This window comes from Polaribacter sejongensis, assembly GCF_038024065.1.
Taxonomy (GTDB): Bacteria; Bacteroidota; Bacteroidia; order Flavobacteriales; family Flavobacteriaceae; genus Polaribacter; species Polaribacter sejongensis.
In genome coordinates, this window is the sequence record NZ_CP150667.1 from 3,712,206 (window position 1) to 3,733,106 (window position 20,901).

The window sequence follows — 20,901 nt, forward strand, 5'->3', positions numbered from 1 at the left end:
ATGAAAAAGGTAGTTTTTTTACTTGCCATTTTATTTTATACAAATTGTTCTAGCCAAGAATCGTCTACTCATAAAGAAATGAAAGCTGATAAATCTATGTCAGAATTTTTTACTGATAAAGAGTTGGAAGATTTATCAATGATTGTGAATTTTTTTGAAAGCGAAATCTGTTTAGATAAAAGTAGACCTAAAGTTGATTGTTATTATGAATATAATAAGAATACGATAACAAGTGCAGTTTATGGGAATAAAGAATTGGAGCTTCCAATAGATTATAAATTACAGCAAAAATTGTACTCAAAAATAGATAGCCTATTTTTTAAAGAAATTTGGATTCACAAGGCTTATTTTGATTTAGATACAGAAGTTACAGAAAAATCTTATGATTTGAATCTGTTTGGAAAATATATCTTGTTTTTAAAGAGTTTAAAAAAGGAAGATGTTTTATTTAGAGATTTTTATGATCTGTTTTACATGTCAAATGAAATTTCTTTTGGAGTGCAATCAACCGTATTTTATCAATTTGAAAAAAAAGAATTTAAAGGAATAAAAAGAAGATTATTTTTCGCAATTTATTATTTAACGGTAAATGATAAAAAGCACAATTATAAAAGTAGAAAACCATGATACAGAAAATATTAGTACAATTAGCAAGAATTATAGTAGGAGCCTTATTTATATTTTCGGGCTTTGTAAAATTGGTAGATCCAATAGGTTCTCAATACAAATTTGAAGAATACTTTTCTGAAAGTGTTTTAAATATGGAGTTTTTAATTCCGTATGCATTGCCTTTTTCAATTGTATTAATTGTAGCAGAAATATTGTTAGGAGTGATGGTTTTAATCGGTTACAAATCTAAATTAACTGTTTGGAGCTTGTTTTTATTAACACTTGTTTTCTTGTTTTTAACTTGGTATTCTGCTTATTATGATAAAGTTACAGATTGTGGTTGTTTTGGAGATGCTGTAAAATTATCTACTTGGGGTACTTTCTATAAAAACGTTATTTTAATTGCGTTAGTGCTTATTTTAGTAGTAGGCGTAAAATATGTAAAACCAATTTTTGGAGGTAAAATTCCGAAAGTAATTACGTTTTTATCATTGGCAGCTTTCCTTTTTATTGTGCAACATGTATTAACGCATTTGCCAATTATAGATTTTAGAGCCTATGCAATTGGTAAGAATATTCCGGAAGGAATGGTATATCCTAAAGATGGCAGCATACCGCCAGTGCATGATTTTATGTTAGAAGATGAACAAGCAGATTTAGCACCAGAATTATTAAAGAAGGAAAAAGTAATGTTGGTAATTGTCTATAATTTAGATAAAGCTGATGAAAACGGTTTTCCAGCAATTAAAGATATTGCTACAAAAGCGAAATCAAAAGGATATACCGTTTATGGAGTTTCGGCTTCTTTTTCTGATGATTTAATTTTAGCAAAGGAAAAGTATGACTTGCCTTTCGACTTTTTATTCTGTGACGAAACAACCCTTAAAACCATTATTAGAGGAAACCCAGGAGTTGTTATTTTAGATAAAGGAACTGTTGTAGAAAAGAAAAATTGGGTAGATGTTGATGATATAGAATTATAGAATAACTAAATATTCTAAGGATTAACTCTTACTGTGTTGCTTGTCAATTTCAGTAAGTGTTAATCCTTTTTCAATTTTAGAAAATAAGTGTTTTGGACTTCCAATAATTTGAGCAGTATAAATACCAGTATGCCCAGAAAATAAATAAGAAGTTATACAAGCCAAGGCTATAAAAACACCGGATTCAATACCAAATAATTCAATTCCCATAATAGTACAAGCAATTGGTGTATTTGTAGCTCCTGCAAAAACAGCAACAAATCCCATTCCTGCTAATAAACCCATTGGTAAAGGAATAAACCAAACTAAAGCATTTCCTAAAGTTGCTCCAATATAAAATAAAGGTGTTACTTCTCCTCCTTTAAATCCTGCTCCTAAAGTAAATGAAGTAAATAAGATTTTTAAGATAAAATCATAGGAATTTAAATCGATATTAAAAGCATCTACAATAGTTGGTACACCAAGTCCTATGTATTTTGTAGTTCCCATAAGGTATACAATTACAGCTATTACAATACCACCAATAACCGGACGAAGTGGTGCATATTTAACTTGTTTCTTAAAGAGTACACCCCAAAAGTGCGTAGATTTAGAAAACAACATACTTGCCAATCCAAAAATAATTCCTGCTAATAAAGCCCATAAAATACTTGCTGGCGTTAATGCAGTAATCGTAGAAATAGTATAATGTGTGTGATGAGAAATTTGCCAAACATCGCAAAAATAGGTAGCAAAAACAGCAGCAAGAAAACTCGGAATGATTGCATCAAACTTTATGCGACCGATTACCATTACTTCAAGAGCAAAAATTGCACCTGCTAAAGGCGTGCCAAAAACAGAGGCAAAACCTGCACTAATACCAGCAATCAATATAATTTTTCTATCTAGATTATTTAATTTAAAAATTTTTGTAAACTGATCTGCAATAGCGCCACCAACTTGTACAGCAGTTCCTTCACGACCAGCAGAACCACCAAATAAATGAGTAAGAATAGTTCCAATAAAGACCAAAGGAGCCATTTTAAAAGGAATTACTTTTTTAGGGTTGTGGAACTCTTCTAATAATAAATTGTTCCCTTTTACAACACTTTCTCCATAATAATGATACGATAAACCAATTACAAAACCCGCCATAGGTAACAGCCAAATAATCCATTGGTTTGCTTCTCTATAATTTGTAGCCCATTCTAAAGTCCATAGAAAAACAGCAGAAGTACTACCTGTTAATGCGCCAATAAGTAAGCAAATAAAAGTCCATTTTAATAGAAAAACGAAAGAGAAACTTTGTTGAAATTGAAGAAAAAACTTTTTAATTTTATCCATGTGTTTTTAAACCTCTGTATATAAAAGGAGTTTTAAATTCTTTCCTTTTGGGCAAAAATAAACAAATAATAACTAATAAATCTTCAATTATAGATTGTTGTCAAGTAGGTTGCGTTAGGGGTTGAAGTGGAAATCCTTTTTTAGAGGTACGAATAAAAAGATTGTAGCCTTTCGACTTCGCTCAAGATAAACTCCAAACCCGACCTTTTGGTAACGCCCAAATAAAATGAATGATGAAGGATGAATTGTTGATGTTGTAATTTTAGATTATATTGTAACTTCTTTTAAAATATAAAAATAATGAACGAATTTGTTACTTATCAATCAGAAGAAAATTACGCTTTAATTACTATTAACAACGGAAAAGCAAATGCGATTTCTCATGAAGTAATAGAAGGTTTGAATGCTGGCTTAGACAAAGCAGCAACCGAAAATAAAGTATTTGTTCTTACTGGTCAAAACGGTGTTTTCTCTGGAGGATTCGATTTAAAAGTGATGACAAAATCACCAGAAGCGGCGAAAGAACTGGTAACAAAAGGTTCTAAATTATCTTTGAGAATGTTGTCTTTTCCACAACCAATAATTATCGCTTGTTCTGGTCACGCTATTGCTAAAGGTGCATTTTTATTGCTTTCTGCAGATTATAGAATTGGAGTAGAAGGCGATTTTAAAATAGGATTAAATGAAGTAATGATTGGTATGACGATGCACAATGCTGGTATTGCAATTGCAAAATCTAGATTGTCTGAGGTGTATGTAAATAGAAGTGTAAATAATTCTGAAATTTACAACCCAAAAGATGCTGTAAAAGCTGGTTTTTTAGACTTAATTGTTCCTGTAGACCATTTGTTGCCAGCAACAATAAAAGTTGCAGGCATGTTTTCTAAATTGAATAAAAAAGCACATGCAGCAACAAAGTTAAAAGTTAGAAAACAACATTTGCAAGATTTAGAAAATGCAATTGAATTGGATTTAAATAGCGATATCTCTATCAATTCTTAATAAAAGTATAGAATTTTTACATTTATTTAAAGCAAAGAAACTTTGGTAAAAGCCTTTTGAGTAGTAACTTTGGCATTTTGTTAATAAAATCAATTTATAGAACTTACAGAGATGGATATATTATTAAATGTTGTAGATAATAAAAAGATTAATGAGAAAATAACAATCTCTGGTTCTAAAAGTGAATCGAATAGATTGTTGATTCTTCAAAATTTATTTCCAGAACTTTCTATAGAAAATTTATCAGATTCAGACGATTCTGTACACATGCAACATGCTCTTTCTACAAAAGATGAAGTTGTAAATATTGGTCATGCTGGTACAGCAATGCGTTTTTTAACATCTTATTTTGCTGTAAAAGAAGGTAGAGAAGTGGTGCTTACAGGTTCTGAGAGAATGCAAAACAGACCAATTGAAATATTGGTAAATGCTTTAAAAGATTTAGGAGCAACAATTACTTATGAAGATAAAGTTGGGTATCCGCCAATTAGAATCAAAGGTTCTAAAATTACAACAGATAAAGTCCAAATTAATGGAAATGTAAGTAGTCAATATATTTCTTCTATGTTGCTAATTGCATCAAAATTAGAAAACGGATTAGAAATAGAGTTACTAGGTAAAATTACTTCAGTTCCTTATATAAACATGACGTTAAGTTTGTTAAATCAATTAGGAATTGAAACTAATTTTGAAGGAAACTTTATTAAAGTTTTGCCTAAGAAATCGGTGAAAAAACAAACCGTTGTGGTAGAATCAGACTGGTCTTCTGCAAGTTATTTTTATTCAATTGCTGCTTTGGCAGAAATAGGATCAGAAATTTCTTTATCAGCTTATAAAAAAGAAAGCTTACAAGGAGATTCTTGTTTGGCAGAAATCTATCAACACTTTGGAGTAGAAACTATTTTTGGTGAGAATTTTATCACCTTAAAAAAAGTAAAAGAAACAAAGAAAGCAACTTTAGAAATCGACTTAAAAAATGCACCAGATATTGCACAAACAATTGTTGTAACTTGTTTTGCAGAAAATATTGCGTGTAATTTAACCGGTTTACATACCTTAAAAATTAAAGAAACAGATAGGTTAGTCGCTTTAAATGACGAGTTAACCAATTTAGGAGCTACAATTTCTGTAACCGATAAAAGTTTACATTTAGAAATTTCTTCGACAATAAATTCTAATATTTCTATAAAAACGTATAACGATCATAGAATGGCAATGGCATTTGCACCTTTGGCGCTAAGAGTTCCTATTAAAATTTTAAATGCTGAAGTGGTTACAAAATCGTATCAAAAGTTTTGGGATGACATGCAACAAATTGGCATTAAAATAGATAAAGTGTAAATAATTAGGCAAACACTTGACAACGCCTATCCCGATATCGTATCTTTGCGCTCGTTATAAGCAAATATATATATGAAATTATCGCATTTTGAATTTGATTTACCAGAAGAATTGTTAGCAACGTATCCTGCTGAACATAGAGATGAGTCTCGTTTAATGGTATTAAACAGGAAAGAACAAACCATAGAACATAAGGTTTTTAAAGATGTAATAGATTACTTTGATGAAGGTGATGTTATGATGTTGAATAATACCAAAGTTTTCCCTGCAAGAATGTATGGTAATAAAGAAAAAACAGGTGCTAGGATAGAGGTTTTCTTATTAAGAGAACTAAATTCTGAAAATAGATTGTGGGATGTTTTAGTAGATCCAGCAAGAAAAATTAGAATTGGAAACAAATTATTTTTTGGAGACGATGATAGTTTAGTAGCTGAGGTAATAGACAACACAACATCAAGAGGAAGAACTTTACGTTTCTTGTTTGATGGTTCTTACGAAGAATTTAGAGCAAAATTATTAGAATTAGGTCAAACACCATTACCTAAAGCTATTGGTAGAGATGTAGAACCTTTAGATGATGAGCGTTACCAAACTATTTATGCAAAGCATGAAGGAGCAGTTGCAGCACCAACAGCTGGTTTACACTTCTCTAAACATTTAATGAAACGTTTAGAAATTAAAGGAGTTGAGTTTGCAGAAACTACATTACACGTTGGTTTAGGTACATTTAGCCCAGTAGAAGTAGAAGATTTATCAAAGCACAAAATGGATTCTGAGCAAATTGATATTTCAGATGCTACTGCAGATAAAATTAATAAAGCTAAAAAAGAAAAAAGAAGAGTTTGTGCTGTTGGTACTACGGTAATGAGAGCTATAGAATCTTCAGTTTCTTCTAAAGGTGAGTTAAACGGATATACAGGTTGGACAAATAAATTTATTTTCCCTCCGCACGATTTTAGCATTGCAACCGCAATGATTACTAATTTTCATACACCAAAATCTACCTTACTAATGCAAGCAGCTGCTTTTGGAGGTTACGATTTTGTAATGGATGCATATAAAGAAGCTATAAAAGAAGGATATAAATTCTCTACGTACGGAGATGCTATGTTAATCATATAATTCTGTTAAGAATTTAAAAACAAAAACTGACAGTTATTTTAATTGTCAGTTTTTCTGTTTTTGGGCGTTCCCTAAAAAGGTCGCGCTTTTCGTTATATCTTTTTTGTTAAAAAAAACAAAAAAGGATGCCACTTCAATCGCTAACGCAGCCAATTAGCAAACTATAGTAATAAGCTAAAATTATATGCGTATTTTTGCAACTCTATTTTTAAAAACTAGAAAACTTGACTAAAAAGAAAGACATAAGAGCCTTAACTAAAGACCAATTACGCGATTTTTTTGTAGAAAATGGCGACAAAGCCTTTAGGGGAAATCAAGTATATGAATGGCTTTGGAGTAAGTCTTTACATACCTTTGAGGCTATGACAAACATTTCTAAAGAAACTAGAGAAATGTTAGAAGCAAACTTTGTAATTAACCATATCAAAGTAGATTCTATGCAAAAAAGTAAGGATGGAACTATAAAAAACGGAATTAAATTACACGATGGTTTAATTGTAGAGTCAGTTTTAATTCCTACAGAAAAAAGAACAACCGCTTGTGTTTCTAGTCAGGTTGGGTGTAGTTTAGATTGTTTATTCTGTGCAACTTCACGTTTAAAAAGAATGCGTAATCTAAACCCAGATGAAATCTATGATCAGGTTGTGGTAATTGATAAACAAAGTAGATTGTATTATGACAAAAAACTAACAAATATTGTTTTTATGGGTATGGGAGAACCTCTTATGAACTATAAAAACGTAATGAAATCTATAGAGATGATTACATCTCCAGAAGGTTTAGGGATGTCTTCTAAAAGAATTACTGTTTCTACCTCTGGAGTTCCAAAAATGATAAAAATGATGGCAGATGAAGAAGCTAAATTTAATTTAGCAGTTTCATTACATTCTGCAATCGATGAGATAAGAACTAAAGTAATGCCATTTAATGCTACTTTTCCATTAAAAGATTTAAGAGAATCTTTAGAATATTGGTACGAAAAAACAGGAAGAGCAATTACGTATGAGTATATTGTTTGGGGAGGTATCAACGATAGAAAAGAAGATATAAAAGCTCTGGTTGCCTTTTGTAAAGCAGTGCCTTGTAAAATCAATTTAATAGAATACAACCCAATTGATGATGGAGAGTTTCAACAAGCGAGTCCGTCTGCAATTAATAATTATATTTCTAACTTAGAAATGAATGATATTACAGTAAATGTAAGAAGAAGTAGAGGTAAAGATATTGATGCTGCATGTGGGCAATTAGCAAATAAATCTTAAAGAAAATAGCGGTACAGAACTTGTTTCAGTATCTTATTAATTTCCCTATTTTTGACTTTCTAAAAACTCGTCTAGTACAAATGAAGCCAGTAGAACTTATTAAACTACCCATTAAAAATGAAATGGAACTCTTTGAAGAAAAGTTCAAAGATTCTATGTTGTCTAAAGTTCCGCTTTTAAACAGAATTACCTATTATATTGTTCGTAGAAAAGGAAAACAAATGCGACCAATGTTTGTTTTTTTAGTAGCAAAGATGGTTTCTAATGGAGGTTTCGATGAAAGAACCTATAGAGGTGCTTCTGTTGTAGAATTGATTCATACCGCTACTTTGGTACATGATGATGTGGTAGATGAAAGTAATAGAAGACGTGGTTTTTTCTCTGTAAATGCACTTTGGAAAAATAAAATTGCCGTTTTGGTTGGAGATTTTTTATTATCAAAAGGATTATTGTTATCCATAGATAATGAAGATTTTGATTTGTTAAAATTAATTTCTATTGCCGTTCGTGAAATGAGCGAAGGTGAATTACTTCAAATAGAAAAAGCAAGAAAATTAGACATTACAGAAGATGTCTATTTTGATATTATTCGTAAAAAAACAGCGACTTTAATTGCCGCTTGTTGTGGTATTGGAGCAGCTTCTGTAGGTGCTAATAATGATACCGTGCAACAAATGCGAAAATTTGGAGAATATATTGGTATTGCCTTCCAGATTAAAGATGATTTGTTTGATTATACCGATGATAAAATTGGTAAACCTACCGGAATTGATATTAAAGAACAGAAAATGACACTGCCTTTAATTTATACTTTAAACACTTGTTCTAAAAAAGAGAAATCTTGGTTAATCAATTCTATCAAAAAACACAATAAAGATAAAAAACGCGTAAAAGAGGTAATTACTTTTGTAAAAGAAAATGGCGGTATAGAATATACCACCATTAAAATGAATGACTACAAGAATAAAGCCTTAGCTATTTTAGAAAACTATCCAGAATCTGAATATAAAAGTTCGCTATTAACCATGATAGATTACGTGGTAAAACGTAAAATATAGTTTACTTTACTTTTATATTATTTTAAATATTCGCTTTTAAAGAAATCACAAAATTTCTACCAGGAGAAACAATTCCAGAACTATAAGGTCTGTAACGCTTGTCTGTAATGTTTTCTAATCCTGTAGATATTAATAAATTATCAGTAAATCTATAAGACGTTTTTAAGTTTAGTGTAATATAAGATGGCGAATATGGGTTTCCATTGGTGTCAATTGCGTACATATAATCTTTAGCTTTTTCACTGTCAGGTAAATCGTCATAAGCCACAGAACCACTATAATCTGCATATAGTTGCGCTTTTAATTTACTAGCATTATAAGTTAGTCTTGTGGTACCAAACCAAGGAGCAGCATGTCTAGAAGGACTTTTATCTCCATTATCTAATTCTTCTTCTCCTTTTTGATAACTAACTGTTGATGAAAATCCAATTCCACTTCCAAGTTCTGCTTCAAAACCTGTCTGAAAACCATACACATGTGCATTGGCAGCATTCTGAATTGCTTGTATATTACTCAATTCTCCATCATACATAATTTCAGTTTCGCCATTTAAAGTAAAATCTCTTAGTACCATGGCGTCTTTTAAATGGGTGTAAAATCCAGTAACTTCTAGCTTTAAATAATCACCAAAAGTTTTTGCAACAGAAACATCAGTATTGTAAGCATATTCTGCTTTTAAATCAGGATTTGGAACAACAACAGAACCAGGTTCCGAATCGAAAATTTTACCAACATCATCTACATTAGGTGAGCGAAAAGCAGTAGAGAAATTAGTGCTTAATAACCAATCTTCTTCAGGTCTAAAAACCAAACCTAAACTACCAGTTAAAGCTCCATCATTTATATTGGCTTTTGTAAAAGGAAAAGGGTAAAAAGTAGTATCAAAAGTGGCATTTAAACTGTAAAAATTATAACGCAAACCAGATTGTAAAACCCATTTTTTAGAATGATTATATTGGTTAGAAACATAAACACCTAAAGAAGACCAATTAGAATCTGGATATCTACTAGGTCCTGCTTGAGAAATATTGGTGTCTACATCTGTGTTTACTCCAGTAGAATTTACATCATTATAAACATATTCTGTTCCGTAAAATAATTTGCTTTTTGCACTTAAGCTTTTAGAAAAATCTAAGTTGGTAGAGTAGGCATCTACGCGTTCTGTTCTTGTTTCTCTTTCATTATCATTAAAATCTCTGCTAATTCTGCTTTCATCAAATTTTTGATAGGTTAATCTTAAAGTAACATCATCATAAAAAGAATTGCTTCCTTTTTTGTTGATTTCAAAATTATTCATCATCCACTTTTGTGGACCGTAGCTCCATTCTCCATATCTAGGATTTCCATCTTTTGTTCTTAAATGTCTATCGTATCTAGAATAACTTGAGGTTTCTGATAAATGAAAACCGTACTCAAAGTTCCATTTTTCATTTGGTTTAAACCTCACTTTTTGCATCAAGTTGGTTTGTGTATACCCAGAAGGAGTCTGAATTTTTGGGTCTTTATTAGTAATTTCAACATCTTCCTTATTTTGCCTTTCTACGTAAAAATTTCTTAAATATTCTTCAGGTCCATCGCTTCCCATTCTTAAATCGCCATAATCATTATAACTTAAACTGGTAACAAATGCCCATTTTTTATACCCTAGATTAAAATCTGCATGATAGGTTTTTTCTTCATTCGCAGAAGAAAATCGTGTTAACGCATTTCCTGTGATTAATGTTTCATCATCTAAAGACAAACTTGGCGATAAGGTTTTAAAACTCATTACAGCACCAATAGCATCACTTCCGTAAATAACAGAACCAGGACCAAAAATGATTTCGGTTTCTTCTATGGCAAAAGGATCTAAAGAAATTACATTCTGAATATTACCAGCTCTAAAAATGGCATTATTCATTCTAACACCATCAATGGTATATAACAATCTGTTGGTAGCAAAACCTCTAATTAACGGACTTCCGCCTCCTTGTTGGCTTTTCTGCATAAATACTTTACCAGAAACGGTAAGCAAGTCTGCAGCCGTTTGAGTGTTCATTAATTGTATTGCCTTTGGTGATATAACAGTAACTTTAGTAGCTAAATCAGACGTTTTTTGTTTCCATTTTGTAGCGGAAATTACAATTTCATCTATTCTTAAAATAGTAGGAGTTAGGTGTACTAGAAAGTTATTTTGTTTAAAAGCTTCGTAACTTTTAATTTTAGTTTTAAAGCCAAGAAACCGAACTTCTAATGTTTCTGCATTTATAAAATCACTAATATCTGCTTGTCCTTCTCCGTTTGTAGTAACATAATTACTGGTTTGCTTGTTAAATATAGTTACTTGCTCTAAAGTTTCTTTAGTCTCTTTGTTTATTACTGTAAGGATTTGAGCGCTTGTAGTATAGTTTAAGAGTAAAAGGAAAAAAATAAAAGTAATTTTTTTAATCATTTCTAGGTTTTTGATATTGATAAATCTCAAGGTTATTTATCAATAATCATGCCTAATGAAGTTGGAATTGTAATAATTTTAAGATTTCATTAACACTATTAATTCATCTACAAAATCTCTAGAATTAGATAATCTTGGTACTTTATGTTGGCCACCTAATTTGTTCTTTTGTTTTAGCCATTTGTAGAATAAACCTTCTTCTGCTTGGTGTACTTTTGGCGCCATTAAAGTGATGTTTAAATAGCGTTTAGCTTCATAATCTGAGTTGATAGATTTTAATGCATTGTCTAAAATTTCAGAAAAATAGCCCATAGAATCTGGTTTTTTAGTAAATTCTATTACCCATTCATGACCTCCTTTTTCTTTACCTTCCATAAAAATAGGTCCCACAGTATAATCTGCAATCGTAGCAGCTGTTTTTTCGCAAGTTAATTTTAAAGCATCTTCTACGTTTTCTATATTTAATTCTTCTCCAAAAACGTTTATATAATGTTTTGTACGACCTGTAATTTTAATTCTATATGGTTCTAAAGAAGTAAAACGAATGGTGTCTCCAATCAAATAACGCCAAAGACCTCCATTTGTGGTAATAATTAAAGCGTAATCGATGTCTTTTTTAACATCAGCAAGTGTGATTGTTTTAGAATTTTCACCTTTATAGTCACTCATCGGAATAAACTCATAGAAAATTCCGTAGTCTAGCATTAACAACAATTCTTTTGAATTATTTCTATCTTGAATAGCAAAAAAACCTTCCGAAGCATTGTAAATTTCGTAGTACTTAAAACCATCTTTTGGTATAATTTTTTTATACTGTTCTCTATAAGGATTAAAGTTTACACCTCCATGAAAATAGACTTCTAGGTTTGGCCAAACTTGTAGAATATTTTCTTTTCCAGAACGTTCTAAAACTCGGTTTAGCAAAACCAACATCCAACTTGGTACACCTGCTAAACTTGTAATATCTTCATCGATGGTTTCATCAATAATAGCATCCATTTTTGTTTCCCAATCGCTCATTAAAGCAACTTCTTGACTAGGAGCAGAGCTAAAATCTGCCCAAAAAGGCATGTTTTCTATAATAATTGCAGATAAATCTCCAAAATAAGAATTGTTGTCTTGGTAAACATCCGAACTTCCGCCTAAGCGTAATCCTTTTCCTGTAAAAAGCTGCGTATCTTCATTATTATTAATGTATAAACACAACATATCTTTACCAGCTTTCATGTGGCAATATTCTAAAGCTTCATCAGAAACAGGAATAAATTTACTTTTAGCATTTGTGGTTCCGCTACTTTTTGCAAACCATTTAATATCTGTTGGCCAAAATAAATTTTGTTCGCCTTTTCTACATCTTTCAATTAAAGGCTCAAAGGTTTCATATTTCTGAATAGGAACATTTTTTGTAAAATCTGTATGGCTTTTTATCTGAGCAAAGTTCTTCTCTTTTCCAAATGTTGTGTTTTTAGCTGTATGTACAAGTTTTAAAAGTAATTCATCTTGTACATCAATAGGGTATTTTAAAAACAGTTCTATTTGATGTTTACGTTTCTTTAAAAACCAAGAAATTATAGAATTGATAATTTGAAAAGCCATAGAAATTCGTAAGTTTGTTTAGAATGATTTTAGAACAAATATTGTTTTAAAACCGAAGTTTAAAAATACAAAATTTGTGCGATGATTTACCAAGGAGTTTTAAAAAAAATGATGACCGAAAATGCAGCTGAAATTCTGTATTATTTAGATATGAAAACTGATTTTATAAACATGAATCAGTTAATAAATAAAGAGATAACTATCCGTTTTGTAACATACGAATGTTTAAATTGTCATTTAGAAAAGAAAATTTATAGACAAGGTTTTTGTAAGTCTTGTTTTTTTGAAATCCCGAGTGCGGCAGATTGGATTATGAAACCAGAATTAAGTAAAGCACATTTAGGTATCGAAGATAGAGATTTGGCGTATGAGCAAGCGGTGCAATTAAAACCACATATTGTGTACTTGGCAAATTCTAGCAACGTAAAAGTTGGAGTTACCAGAAAACAGCAAGTACCAACCCGTTGGATCGATCAAGGAGCACATGAAGCAATTGAAATATTAGAAGCCCCAAATCGTTATTTAGCAGGAATTACCGAGGTTGCTTTAAAAGAGTATGTTGCAGATAAGACCAATTGGCGTAAAATGCTAAAAAATGATATTGAAGATGTAGATTTGGTTGCTTGGCGAGATAAATTAAAAGAATTTATCCCAGAAGAAGCAAAGGCATATTTTATTGAAAATAATACCGAAACACATATCAATTTTCCGGTGATAAAATATCCTGCAAAACCAAAAAGTTTAAACCTGATTAAAACACCAAATTATACAGGGACTTTAGTGGGAATAAAAGGGCAGTATTTAATTTTTGAAGATGAAACCGTTTTTAATGTAAGAAGTAATGAAGGTTTGGTGGTTTCAATAGAGGTATAACTTCCGTTTTTCCCAATAAATTAGATGTAATCCAATGTTATAATACTAAAAAATACAATTTAAATTTATAAATTATGGCAATTATAAAAGCAGTAAGAGGAAATCATCCGCAAATACCAGAAGATTGTTACGTAGCAGAAAATGCAACAATTGTTGGCGAAGTTTCTCTAGGAAAAGAGTGTAGTATTTGGTTTAATGCAGTGCTAAGAGGCGATGTACATTACATCAAAATTGGTGATAAAGTCAATATTCAAGATGGTGCGGTAATCCATGCAACGTATCAGAAATCACCAACAACAATTGGTAATAATGTATCTATTGGTCACAATGCAATTGTACACGGTTGCACAATTCATGATAATGTTTTGGTAGGTATGGGATCTATTATTATGGACGATTGTGTGGTGGAATCTAATTCAATTATAGCAGCAGGTGCGGTAGTTACCAAGAATACCCGAGTAGAAAGCGGAAGTATTTATGCAGGAGTTCCAGCAAAGAAAGTAAAAGATATTTCGCAAGAATTAATTTCGGGTGAAATAGATAGAATAGCCAATAATTATTTAAAATACTCTAGTTGGTTTAAAGAATAAGATTTGGGCGTTACACAAGGTCGGGCTTTCGCTACTCGCTTTTTTTGTAAACACAAAAAAGAGCTCAAACAGAGCGCTCAATCCCTAACGCAAAAACAATTCGTTATAAATACAAAAACCCGATTTCAATTAAGAAATCGGGTTTTTTCAATCAACTAATCAACCAAAACTAGTTTACTTTTATTTTTTTAAGATCTACGACCTCTTTGTTCTCCTTTATTATCTTTAGACCCTTTTTTACCTTTCGTTTTATTCATTGCCATTTTACCTTTGTTTTTTCGCATTTTTCCAAATTTCTCCAATTGCTCTTTATTTAAGATCTCTTTCATACGATTTTTCATTGCAATTCTTTTATCTAATCGTTCGTTTTTCATTGCGTACATTTCATCTGCAGTAGGTCTTTTTTTATCTGCTCTATTTGCTTTTCTCTCTGCCATAGCAGTTTTTCTTTCTGCCATTTGAGCCATTAAAAGAGGCTTAATTTGGTTTTGTTGCTTTTCAGATAAATCTAAAGTCAATGTCATTTTTTTAACGGCTAAAGTAGCGTGCTGCTCTGCTGTTAATTTAAAGTCTCTTTCTCCGTTTCCTCCTCTTTTTTTCTGTGCTTGTGTAGTAAATGTAACTGCAAATACTAATACTAAGATGCTTGCTAATTTTTTCATATCTATATAATTTTAATGTTTTTATGTATACTTCTTTGACAATTATAAAATAGAATGGTTTAATGTAAATTTTTGTTTAACATGTATTTAACATACATTAAATGTGGTAAAAGCAAAAACCCGGTCTCCATAAAGAAACCGAGTTTTTTAAAAACTAATCAACCCAAAACTAGTTATTTTTAATTTTTTTTCTTTTTACCCTTGTTTTCTTTATTTCCTTTTTTCTCGTTAGCCATTGCCTCAAATTTTGCAAATTGCTCCTTGTCTAGAATGCTTGCCATTTTTGTATTAAATGCAGTAGCCTTTTCTTTTCTTTCAGCATTTAGTTTTTGGCGTTCTTCTTTACTAGGTTTTTCTCCAGAATCTTGTATGGCTTTTCTTTTTTCCATAGCAGCTTTTCTTTCTGCCATCTGTTCTTCTAACAAAGGTTTAATTTCATTTTGTTGTTCGGTAGTTAACGTCAAGTCTGTTGTCATTTTCTTTAACATTTTTTCAGTTGAAGCTTTTCCTCCTCTTTGTTGCGCTTGCGTAGTAAATGTAAAAGCGATTACAAGTACTAAAATAGTTACTATGTTTTTCATTGTTTTTTGTTTTGTTATTTTTAATTACGCTTCTTGGACACTTAAAAAATGAAAAGGTTTAAATTTGCATTTCTGTTTAATGTGTTTTTAAGAAATAAATATGAAAAAATTATTGTGGCTATTTTTATTACTACCAATTCTTACAACTGCTCAAGATAGTATCCGTGTAGATATGAGTACTCCTCATGCTACTGTTTATACACATTTATACTTTTTGCAATCGGATTCTTATGAACCTAAAAAAGCAGCAAAAACTATTTTGGGTCTTTCTGAGGAGAAGGCTATTGAAAAAGCGATTAAAATAAAGCAAGTTTTAGACGGTAAGGGTTTGTATGTAGATATGAACAGAGTACCTACCAATGCTAATTATAAAGATACAATTGGGTATTCTTCTTATTATAGATACGTATTGTTTCCTGAAAGAATGCCACAAATTTATGTAGAAAAGATAGGTGATAATTGGTATTATTCAACAGAAACAATTAACAAAATTGAAAGTTTATACAAATCGGTATATCCGTGGTATATTCAAAAATTACAGAATATAATTCCTCTTTCTGGTCATAAAAAAATAATGAATATAGAATTGTGGAAAATTATAGGATTGTTAATACTATTTGTTTTAGCCTATATTATTTTCCTAATTGTAAAAAGGATTGCATTTTTTATTTTATTAAAGTTACAACAGCAAATAACAAAGAATACCAATTTAGAAGTTAATAAAGTCATTAAGAAATTGGCTCATCCAATAAGTTTATTGGTTGCGTTAAGTTTTATAGATAAAGCTTTTCCATCATTACAATTTGGCTTAACCACAAATACGTGGGTGTTTTTGGCTTTAAATATTGCAGAAACAGTTTTCTGGATTTACGTGTTTTTAAAATTAGTAAAAGTTGTAATGCGTATTTATGGTGAGTTTACAGAAAGAACTCATGGAAGGTTAGATGATCAACTAGTACCTATTTTACATAGTTTTTTAACAGGTGTTGTTATTGTAGTTGGTATTTTAAGATTATTAGTTCTTTTTGGAGTGGATACTACAACAATGATAGCGGGTGCAACTATTGGTGGTTTGGCATTTGCGTTGGCTTCTCAAGACACGGTAAAAAACTTGATTGGTACCATTATGATTTTTCTTGATAAACCATTTCATATAGATGATTGGATTGAGGCAGGAGAAGTTGTAGGTACAGTAGAAAGAGTAGGGTTTAGGTCTACACAAGTGCGTGCTGCAGATACTTCTATTTATCAAATTCCGAATAGTAGGTTGTCTGAATTGGTGATCAATAATAAAGGTTTGCGTTTATTTAGAAGATACAATACAAACTTAGGTTTGCGTTATGATACACCTCCAGAATTAATTGAAGCTTTTGTAAAAGGGGTTCGAGAAATTATTATTGCCCATCCAGAAACACGTTCTGATTCTTATAATGTAGAGTTTACAGGTTTTGGAGATTCAGCTTTATTAGTGATGGTAAATGTCTATTTTAAGAGTTTAGCTTGGGGTGTAGAGCAGTCTTCTAAACACAGGCTTCACATTGCTATTGTAAAATTAGCAAAAGAATTAGGTGTAGATTTTGCTTTTCCTTCTACAACGGTTACGATCGAGAATTTTCCTGAGAAAAAAGGATTAAATCCTAAATACGATATTAATCAAGAAAGAATAGATACTGTAATTGCAACAGTTGTGAGCGATTTTAATAAAGAGAATCCTAATGAAACTGTTTCTTAAAGCATTTTAATTTTAAAATGATTTATTCCGAATGAGGAAAATCTTATTAAGTGATAGTTTTGTGTAAATTATCACTTAATATGGTATAATTTGAATGTGTTTTTACAAATCATAGAAGTTAATTTTACAACAAATGTTGTTCAGAATAAGTTACGAAGAGGAGTCTCATACAGCGATGTATTCTATCTAATTTATCACTTTTTACGATTTGTTTAGAGTTTAGCATCCTCAATCTTAGAAGTTAATTAAAAAACGAGTGTCATTCCGAATGAGGCATGAAGAGGAATCTCATTACGTGTTCACTAAGCAGTCTACTTTTTTACCAAACAAATTGTTTCCTACTTATCATTGATTTTTTTAGTAAGTAACTGTATATTGGTTGGTTGTTTTATTTTTTTGATTTCGAAGATACTAATCTGGCACTTCGACGTTTTGGGAGAAGTTTCATAAAGATGAGAACACAAAATTGAGCAATATTATGTGATTTCTCCTTTAGGGGCGAAATGACAAAACTGCACGTTATCATTTTTTATGATATAATTAGAGTGTATTTTACCAATCAAAGAAGTCGTTTTTAAAACGAGTGTCATTCCGAATGAGGTACGAAGAGGAATCTCATTACATGTTTATAAAAGTAATCTGTTCATTAACCAAACGGTTTGCTTCGTAAACTCGCGATAACGAATTTATTTAACCGTTTTTAGCCTCTTTAAAAATTTCTCTAACGGCAATTTCGTAGTTTCTTACATTACCTGCCTTTTTAATTTTTTTATAGGTTTTCTGTGGATTTGAAAAACTTTGAGAAAAATATTCCCAGAAACCAAGCATCTTCATTTTAATAGGAGTAGGACCTGAAAGCGCTGCATCATATTCTGTAAAAATACGATCGTGAAACTCGTTAAAAATATCGAACCTATTTTTCGGGTATGCTGTAGTTTCGGCTTTTATCATACTTGGTAAAAAAGGATCTGCAATTAGTCCTCTACCAATCATCCAATGATCTATAGACGGGAAACGTTCTTGTAAATTTTTATAAGCAGAAACAGAAGTAACATCTCCATTGTAATACAATTTGTGTTTTGTGTTGTCTACACATTTTTGAAACGAATCTAAATCTGTTCCACCTTTGTACAATTGTTTTCCTATTCTTGCGTGAATAGCTATATTTTTAAGTGGATAGTTATCTAAAATAGGTAACACTTCTAAAATTTCTTCCGGAGTATCATAACCCATTCTCATTTTCATAGAAACTAAAATATCAGATTCATTATGAATTTTATGAAGAATGCTATTTATTTTCTCCGGATCTGCAATTAGTCCAGAACCCATTCCGCGTTTGGTGACCATGGGGTAGGGGCAGCCTAAATTCCAGTTTAATTCTTTGTAACCCAACTCTCTTACGTATTTAGAAACAAACAAAAATTCTTCTACATCATTGGTAATAATTTGCGGAATTACTTCTAACTCAGTATTATTTTCTAGTTCAATGTCTTTTTTATAAGAATTTTTAATCACTAATTTTCCGTTTAAACGGATGTATGGTGAATAAAAAGTATCAATTCCACCAAAAAAATGATTGAATGCGTTTCTAAATTTGTAATCTGTAAAGCCTTGTAAAGGAGATGATAAAAGTGTCTGACTCATAAAAAATATTGTGCTGCAAATATAGAATACTTTTTAATGCGTTTGATAGAAAATAAAAAATGGATTGAACTTTTCCTTAATTCTTAGAAGACTTTAAAGGAGTATTTAGCCAGTAGTTGTTTTCTAATTCTAAAGGTGTTATTAATGACTTTGATAAAGGTGCGTTTTTATCAATAAAATTTTGTTGAATAGGGAGTTCTTTCTGTTCGAAAGTTTCTTGTACAAAAAACTCTCTGTATTGATTTATTTTTAAACTAGGTCTTTTATTAATTTCAAAACCATTTAGGTCTTTTATATTCGTAATATCGAATTTCAGATAAGGGGAATAAATTAGGTTTACATTTTCCTTTTTTAAGATTATGTCATCAAAAGATTTTTCATCAATAACAACATTAAATACTCTCGAACTTCCTTCAATAGGTATAATATCTAGAACTTTTAATCTTTTATTTTTATAATAAATTTTAAAGTTTCTTTTATGGATACTGTTAAGTGCTACCAATCGATTAAAATGCATTTCAAAACTTTGCTGTTTAGGATTGTAATAGGTTTTAATTAATTTAAAATATTCTCCACTGTAAGCTTCAAAGAAATTATTAAAAGTGATGTAATTTAAATACATTTTATCCTTCTTAGGAATGTATTCTATAGTAACTGAGTATTGTGGATTTTTCTTATTGTTATAATAGAGGTTGTAGTTGAGTTTATGAATTGCAAAATCCTGTTTAGAAATATAAATGGTTCCAAATGCAGCATAATCATAATTTGTTGTTTCCATAATAGAAGAAAATGAAACTTCATAGATTGGAGTAGTGTCAGAGAAAATTACTTGTTTTACTTTGAATTTATGGTTTTTAACAAAATCTTTTTCAAAAACATTGCTGAAAGAAAATGACATTTTATCATGGTTTCTAATTGTATTTGTTAGGTTTAAAATATTTAACTCATTGCCTCCTAAAGGAGTTATATATACACTTTCTGAATATTTTCTTTTTTCGTTATCATAGGGAACTGTAAGCGAAGGGTCTTGTATAAATTGGTTATTTGTTCTGTAGTTATATAATAAAGATTGATTTTTTTTACTCTCTAATTTATCACTATCAAAACCATCATCAAAAGATTCTATAATTGCTTCATGTACGTTTAAGTATTTTATTTCTTCTTTAGATTGTCTGTTTTTTTGGTAAGAATCACCAACAGGTTGTTGATAATCTCTATAATAACCAATATAAGAATGCGGTTCTGTTGGGTAATTTTCTGTAATATTTTGAATAGCTTGTTTGACAATTTGGATACCTAATAATTGTCTTTTTTTCTTTTTTGAAGATTTAATAACGATTTCATTGAGTTGATTATTCGCTATTGATAAGTAGATAACATTAATACTATTTGTTTTTAATTGAGAGAGCTTTACTTCTTTTGTTTTATAACCAATAGAAGATATTCTAATTATTCCTTTATTTTTTTGTTCTATTGGTATTTCAAAATTTCCGTTGAGGTCTGCATGTGTACCTCTATTTATATTTTTTAGCATAACTGTAGCATAAACAATAGGTGCTCCGGAAGAAGCATCTACTACTTTACAAGAAATTTTTTTTTGAGAAAAAGTTGTGCTTATAGTTATTATGATAAGAACTAAAAAAGAGATTTTTTTTCGATTCAAAATAGAAATTTTATTTTTTTTAAAGCAAAAACCACGCCAATTAGAGGTGTGGTTTTAGTATTATATAATTCTAAATAAATTATTTAGGATCTAAAATAGTATCAATTCTATCTACAACATCTTGTAAGTGGTAACGTGTTAAAGTGTTTCCTCTATTAGAAGTAGATTTTGCATCACGTTGTAAACGTTTCAACTCTCCTCTTGCTAAAGATTTTACATCAGAAATATTTGCAGAAGAAGATTCTAATAAAGATTTTAAATAGCGTCTTATATCAAATTAACTTGAGTAATATGTGATTTTTAAAGAGTCAAGTTTTAATTCAATTTTGTTTTTGCTAATACCAATCAATTTTCCTTCTTTAGAGTATGAATTAATGTTAAGTAAATTTCTATTATTATCATATTCGAATTTCACAATGTATTTTTTCT

Annotated in this window: 17 protein-coding genes; 10 read left to right on the plus strand and 7 right to left on the minus strand. The window is 30.4% G+C overall.

Features of this window, described 5'->3' with window-relative positions; all coding sequences use genetic code 11:
* Both WHD08_RS15220 and WHD08_RS15225 read left to right on the plus strand, forming a co-directional pair.
* On the plus strand, positions 1 to 627 hold the full coding sequence (locus WHD08_RS15220) for a hypothetical protein (protein ID WP_208890230.1): 627 nt from the start codon (positions 1 to 3) through the stop codon (positions 625 to 627).
* Positions 624 to 1,592: a DoxX family protein gene (locus WHD08_RS15225; RefSeq protein WP_208890229.1), complete on the plus strand. Its 969-nt coding sequence runs from the start codon at positions 624 to 626 to the stop codon at positions 1,590 to 1,592. Before WHD08_RS15220 ends, WHD08_RS15225 begins: the two co-directional genes overlap by 4 nt.
* 21 nt (positions 1,593 to 1,613) lie before the next feature.
* On the opposite strand, the gene WHD08_RS15230 is transcribed toward WHD08_RS15225, so the two are convergent.
* A complete protein-coding gene (locus WHD08_RS15230; protein WP_208890227.1) occupies positions 1,614 to 2,915 on the minus strand; it encodes a voltage-gated chloride channel family protein in 1,302 nt (433 codons plus the stop codon).
* 300 nt (positions 2,916 to 3,215) lie between these two features.
* On the opposite strand from WHD08_RS15230, the gene WHD08_RS15235 reads away from it, so the two are divergent.
* From WHD08_RS15235 to WHD08_RS15255, 5 genes are all read left to right on the plus strand, one after another.
* Positions 3,216 to 3,917, plus strand: a complete 702-nt coding sequence (locus WHD08_RS15235; protein WP_165733083.1) for a crotonase/enoyl-CoA hydratase family protein — start codon at positions 3,216 to 3,218, stop codon at positions 3,915 to 3,917.
* Between the two features lie 111 nt (positions 3,918 to 4,028).
* On the plus strand, positions 4,029 to 5,258 hold the full coding sequence (locus tag WHD08_RS15240; RefSeq protein ID WP_208890226.1) for a 3-phosphoshikimate 1-carboxyvinyltransferase: 1,230 nt from the start codon (positions 4,029 to 4,031) through the stop codon (positions 5,256 to 5,258).
* Positions 5,259 to 5,330: 72 nt separating this feature from the next.
* Positions 5,331 to 6,380 carry a tRNA preQ1(34) S-adenosylmethionine ribosyltransferase-isomerase QueA gene (gene queA / locus WHD08_RS15245; protein ID WP_165733081.1) on the plus strand — a complete coding sequence of 350 codons (1,050 nt, stop codon included), beginning with the start codon at positions 5,331 to 5,333 and terminating at the stop codon, positions 6,378 to 6,380.
* Between the two features lie 224 nt (positions 6,381 to 6,604).
* Complete coding sequence (gene rlmN / locus WHD08_RS15250) at positions 6,605 to 7,642, plus strand: 23S rRNA (adenine(2503)-C(2))-methyltransferase RlmN (RefSeq protein ID WP_208890224.1); 1,038 nt, start codon at positions 6,605 to 6,607, stop codon at positions 7,640 to 7,642.
* An 80-nt stretch (positions 7,643 to 7,722) separates the two neighbouring features.
* Complete coding sequence (locus WHD08_RS15255; protein WP_165733079.1) at positions 7,723 to 8,700, plus strand: polyprenyl synthetase family protein; 978 nt, start codon at positions 7,723 to 7,725, stop codon at positions 8,698 to 8,700.
* A gap of 22 nt (positions 8,701 to 8,722) precedes the next feature.
* On the opposite strand, the gene WHD08_RS15260 is transcribed toward WHD08_RS15255, so the two are convergent.
* Both WHD08_RS15260 and WHD08_RS15265 read right to left on the minus strand, forming a co-directional pair.
* On the minus strand, positions 8,723 to 11,131 hold the full coding sequence (locus WHD08_RS15260) for a TonB-dependent receptor (RefSeq protein WP_208890223.1): 2,409 nt from the start codon (positions 11,129 to 11,131) through the stop codon (positions 8,723 to 8,725).
* A gap of 78 nt (positions 11,132 to 11,209) precedes the next feature.
* On the minus strand, positions 11,210 to 12,727 hold the full coding sequence (locus WHD08_RS15265; protein WP_208890221.1) for a GH3 auxin-responsive promoter family protein: 1,518 nt from the start codon (positions 12,725 to 12,727) through the stop codon (positions 11,210 to 11,212).
* An 81-nt stretch (positions 12,728 to 12,808) separates the two neighbouring features.
* Between WHD08_RS15265 and WHD08_RS15270 the strand changes: the two genes are divergently transcribed.
* Both WHD08_RS15270 and WHD08_RS15275 read left to right on the plus strand, forming a co-directional pair.
* The gene (locus tag WHD08_RS15270) at positions 12,809 to 13,600 is read left to right on the plus strand and encodes a DUF2797 domain-containing protein (RefSeq protein WP_208890219.1); all 792 of its coding nucleotides are present in this window, start codon (positions 12,809 to 12,811) and stop codon (positions 13,598 to 13,600) included.
* Between the two features lie 74 nt (positions 13,601 to 13,674).
* Positions 13,675 to 14,190 carry a gamma carbonic anhydrase family protein gene (locus tag WHD08_RS15275; RefSeq protein WP_165733075.1) on the plus strand — a complete coding sequence of 172 codons (516 nt, stop codon included), beginning with the start codon at positions 13,675 to 13,677 and terminating at the stop codon, positions 14,188 to 14,190.
* 188 nt (positions 14,191 to 14,378) lie between these two features.
* Here WHD08_RS15275 and WHD08_RS15280 read toward each other — a convergent pair whose 3' ends face one another.
* Both WHD08_RS15280 and WHD08_RS15285 read right to left on the minus strand, forming a co-directional pair.
* Positions 14,379 to 14,852 (minus strand): hypothetical protein, encoded by a 474-nt coding sequence (locus WHD08_RS15280; protein ID WP_208890217.1) that lies wholly within the window; start codon positions 14,850 to 14,852, stop codon positions 14,379 to 14,381.
* A gap of 179 nt (positions 14,853 to 15,031) precedes the next feature.
* Positions 15,032 to 15,433: a hypothetical protein gene (locus tag WHD08_RS15285; RefSeq protein ID WP_208890215.1), complete on the minus strand. Its 402-nt coding sequence runs from the start codon at positions 15,431 to 15,433 to the stop codon at positions 15,032 to 15,034.
* A gap of 100 nt (positions 15,434 to 15,533) precedes the next feature.
* On the opposite strand from WHD08_RS15285, the gene WHD08_RS15290 reads away from it, so the two are divergent.
* On the plus strand, positions 15,534 to 17,165 hold the full coding sequence (locus WHD08_RS15290; protein ID WP_165733072.1) for a mechanosensitive ion channel family protein: 1,632 nt from the start codon (positions 15,534 to 15,536) through the stop codon (positions 17,163 to 17,165).
* A gap of 690 nt (positions 17,166 to 17,855) precedes the next feature.
* Here WHD08_RS15290 and WHD08_RS15295 read toward each other — a convergent pair.
* On the minus strand, positions 17,856 to 18,809 hold the full coding sequence (locus tag WHD08_RS15295; RefSeq protein WP_208890213.1) for a tRNA-dihydrouridine synthase family protein: 954 nt from the start codon (positions 18,807 to 18,809) through the stop codon (positions 17,856 to 17,858).
* A gap of 76 nt (positions 18,810 to 18,885) precedes the next feature.
* Positions 18,886 to 20,472: a carboxypeptidase-like regulatory domain-containing protein gene (locus WHD08_RS15300; RefSeq protein ID WP_340832914.1), complete on the minus strand. Its 1,587-nt coding sequence runs from the start codon at positions 20,470 to 20,472 to the stop codon at positions 18,886 to 18,888.
* Positions 20,473 to 20,901: the final 429 nt, after the last annotated feature.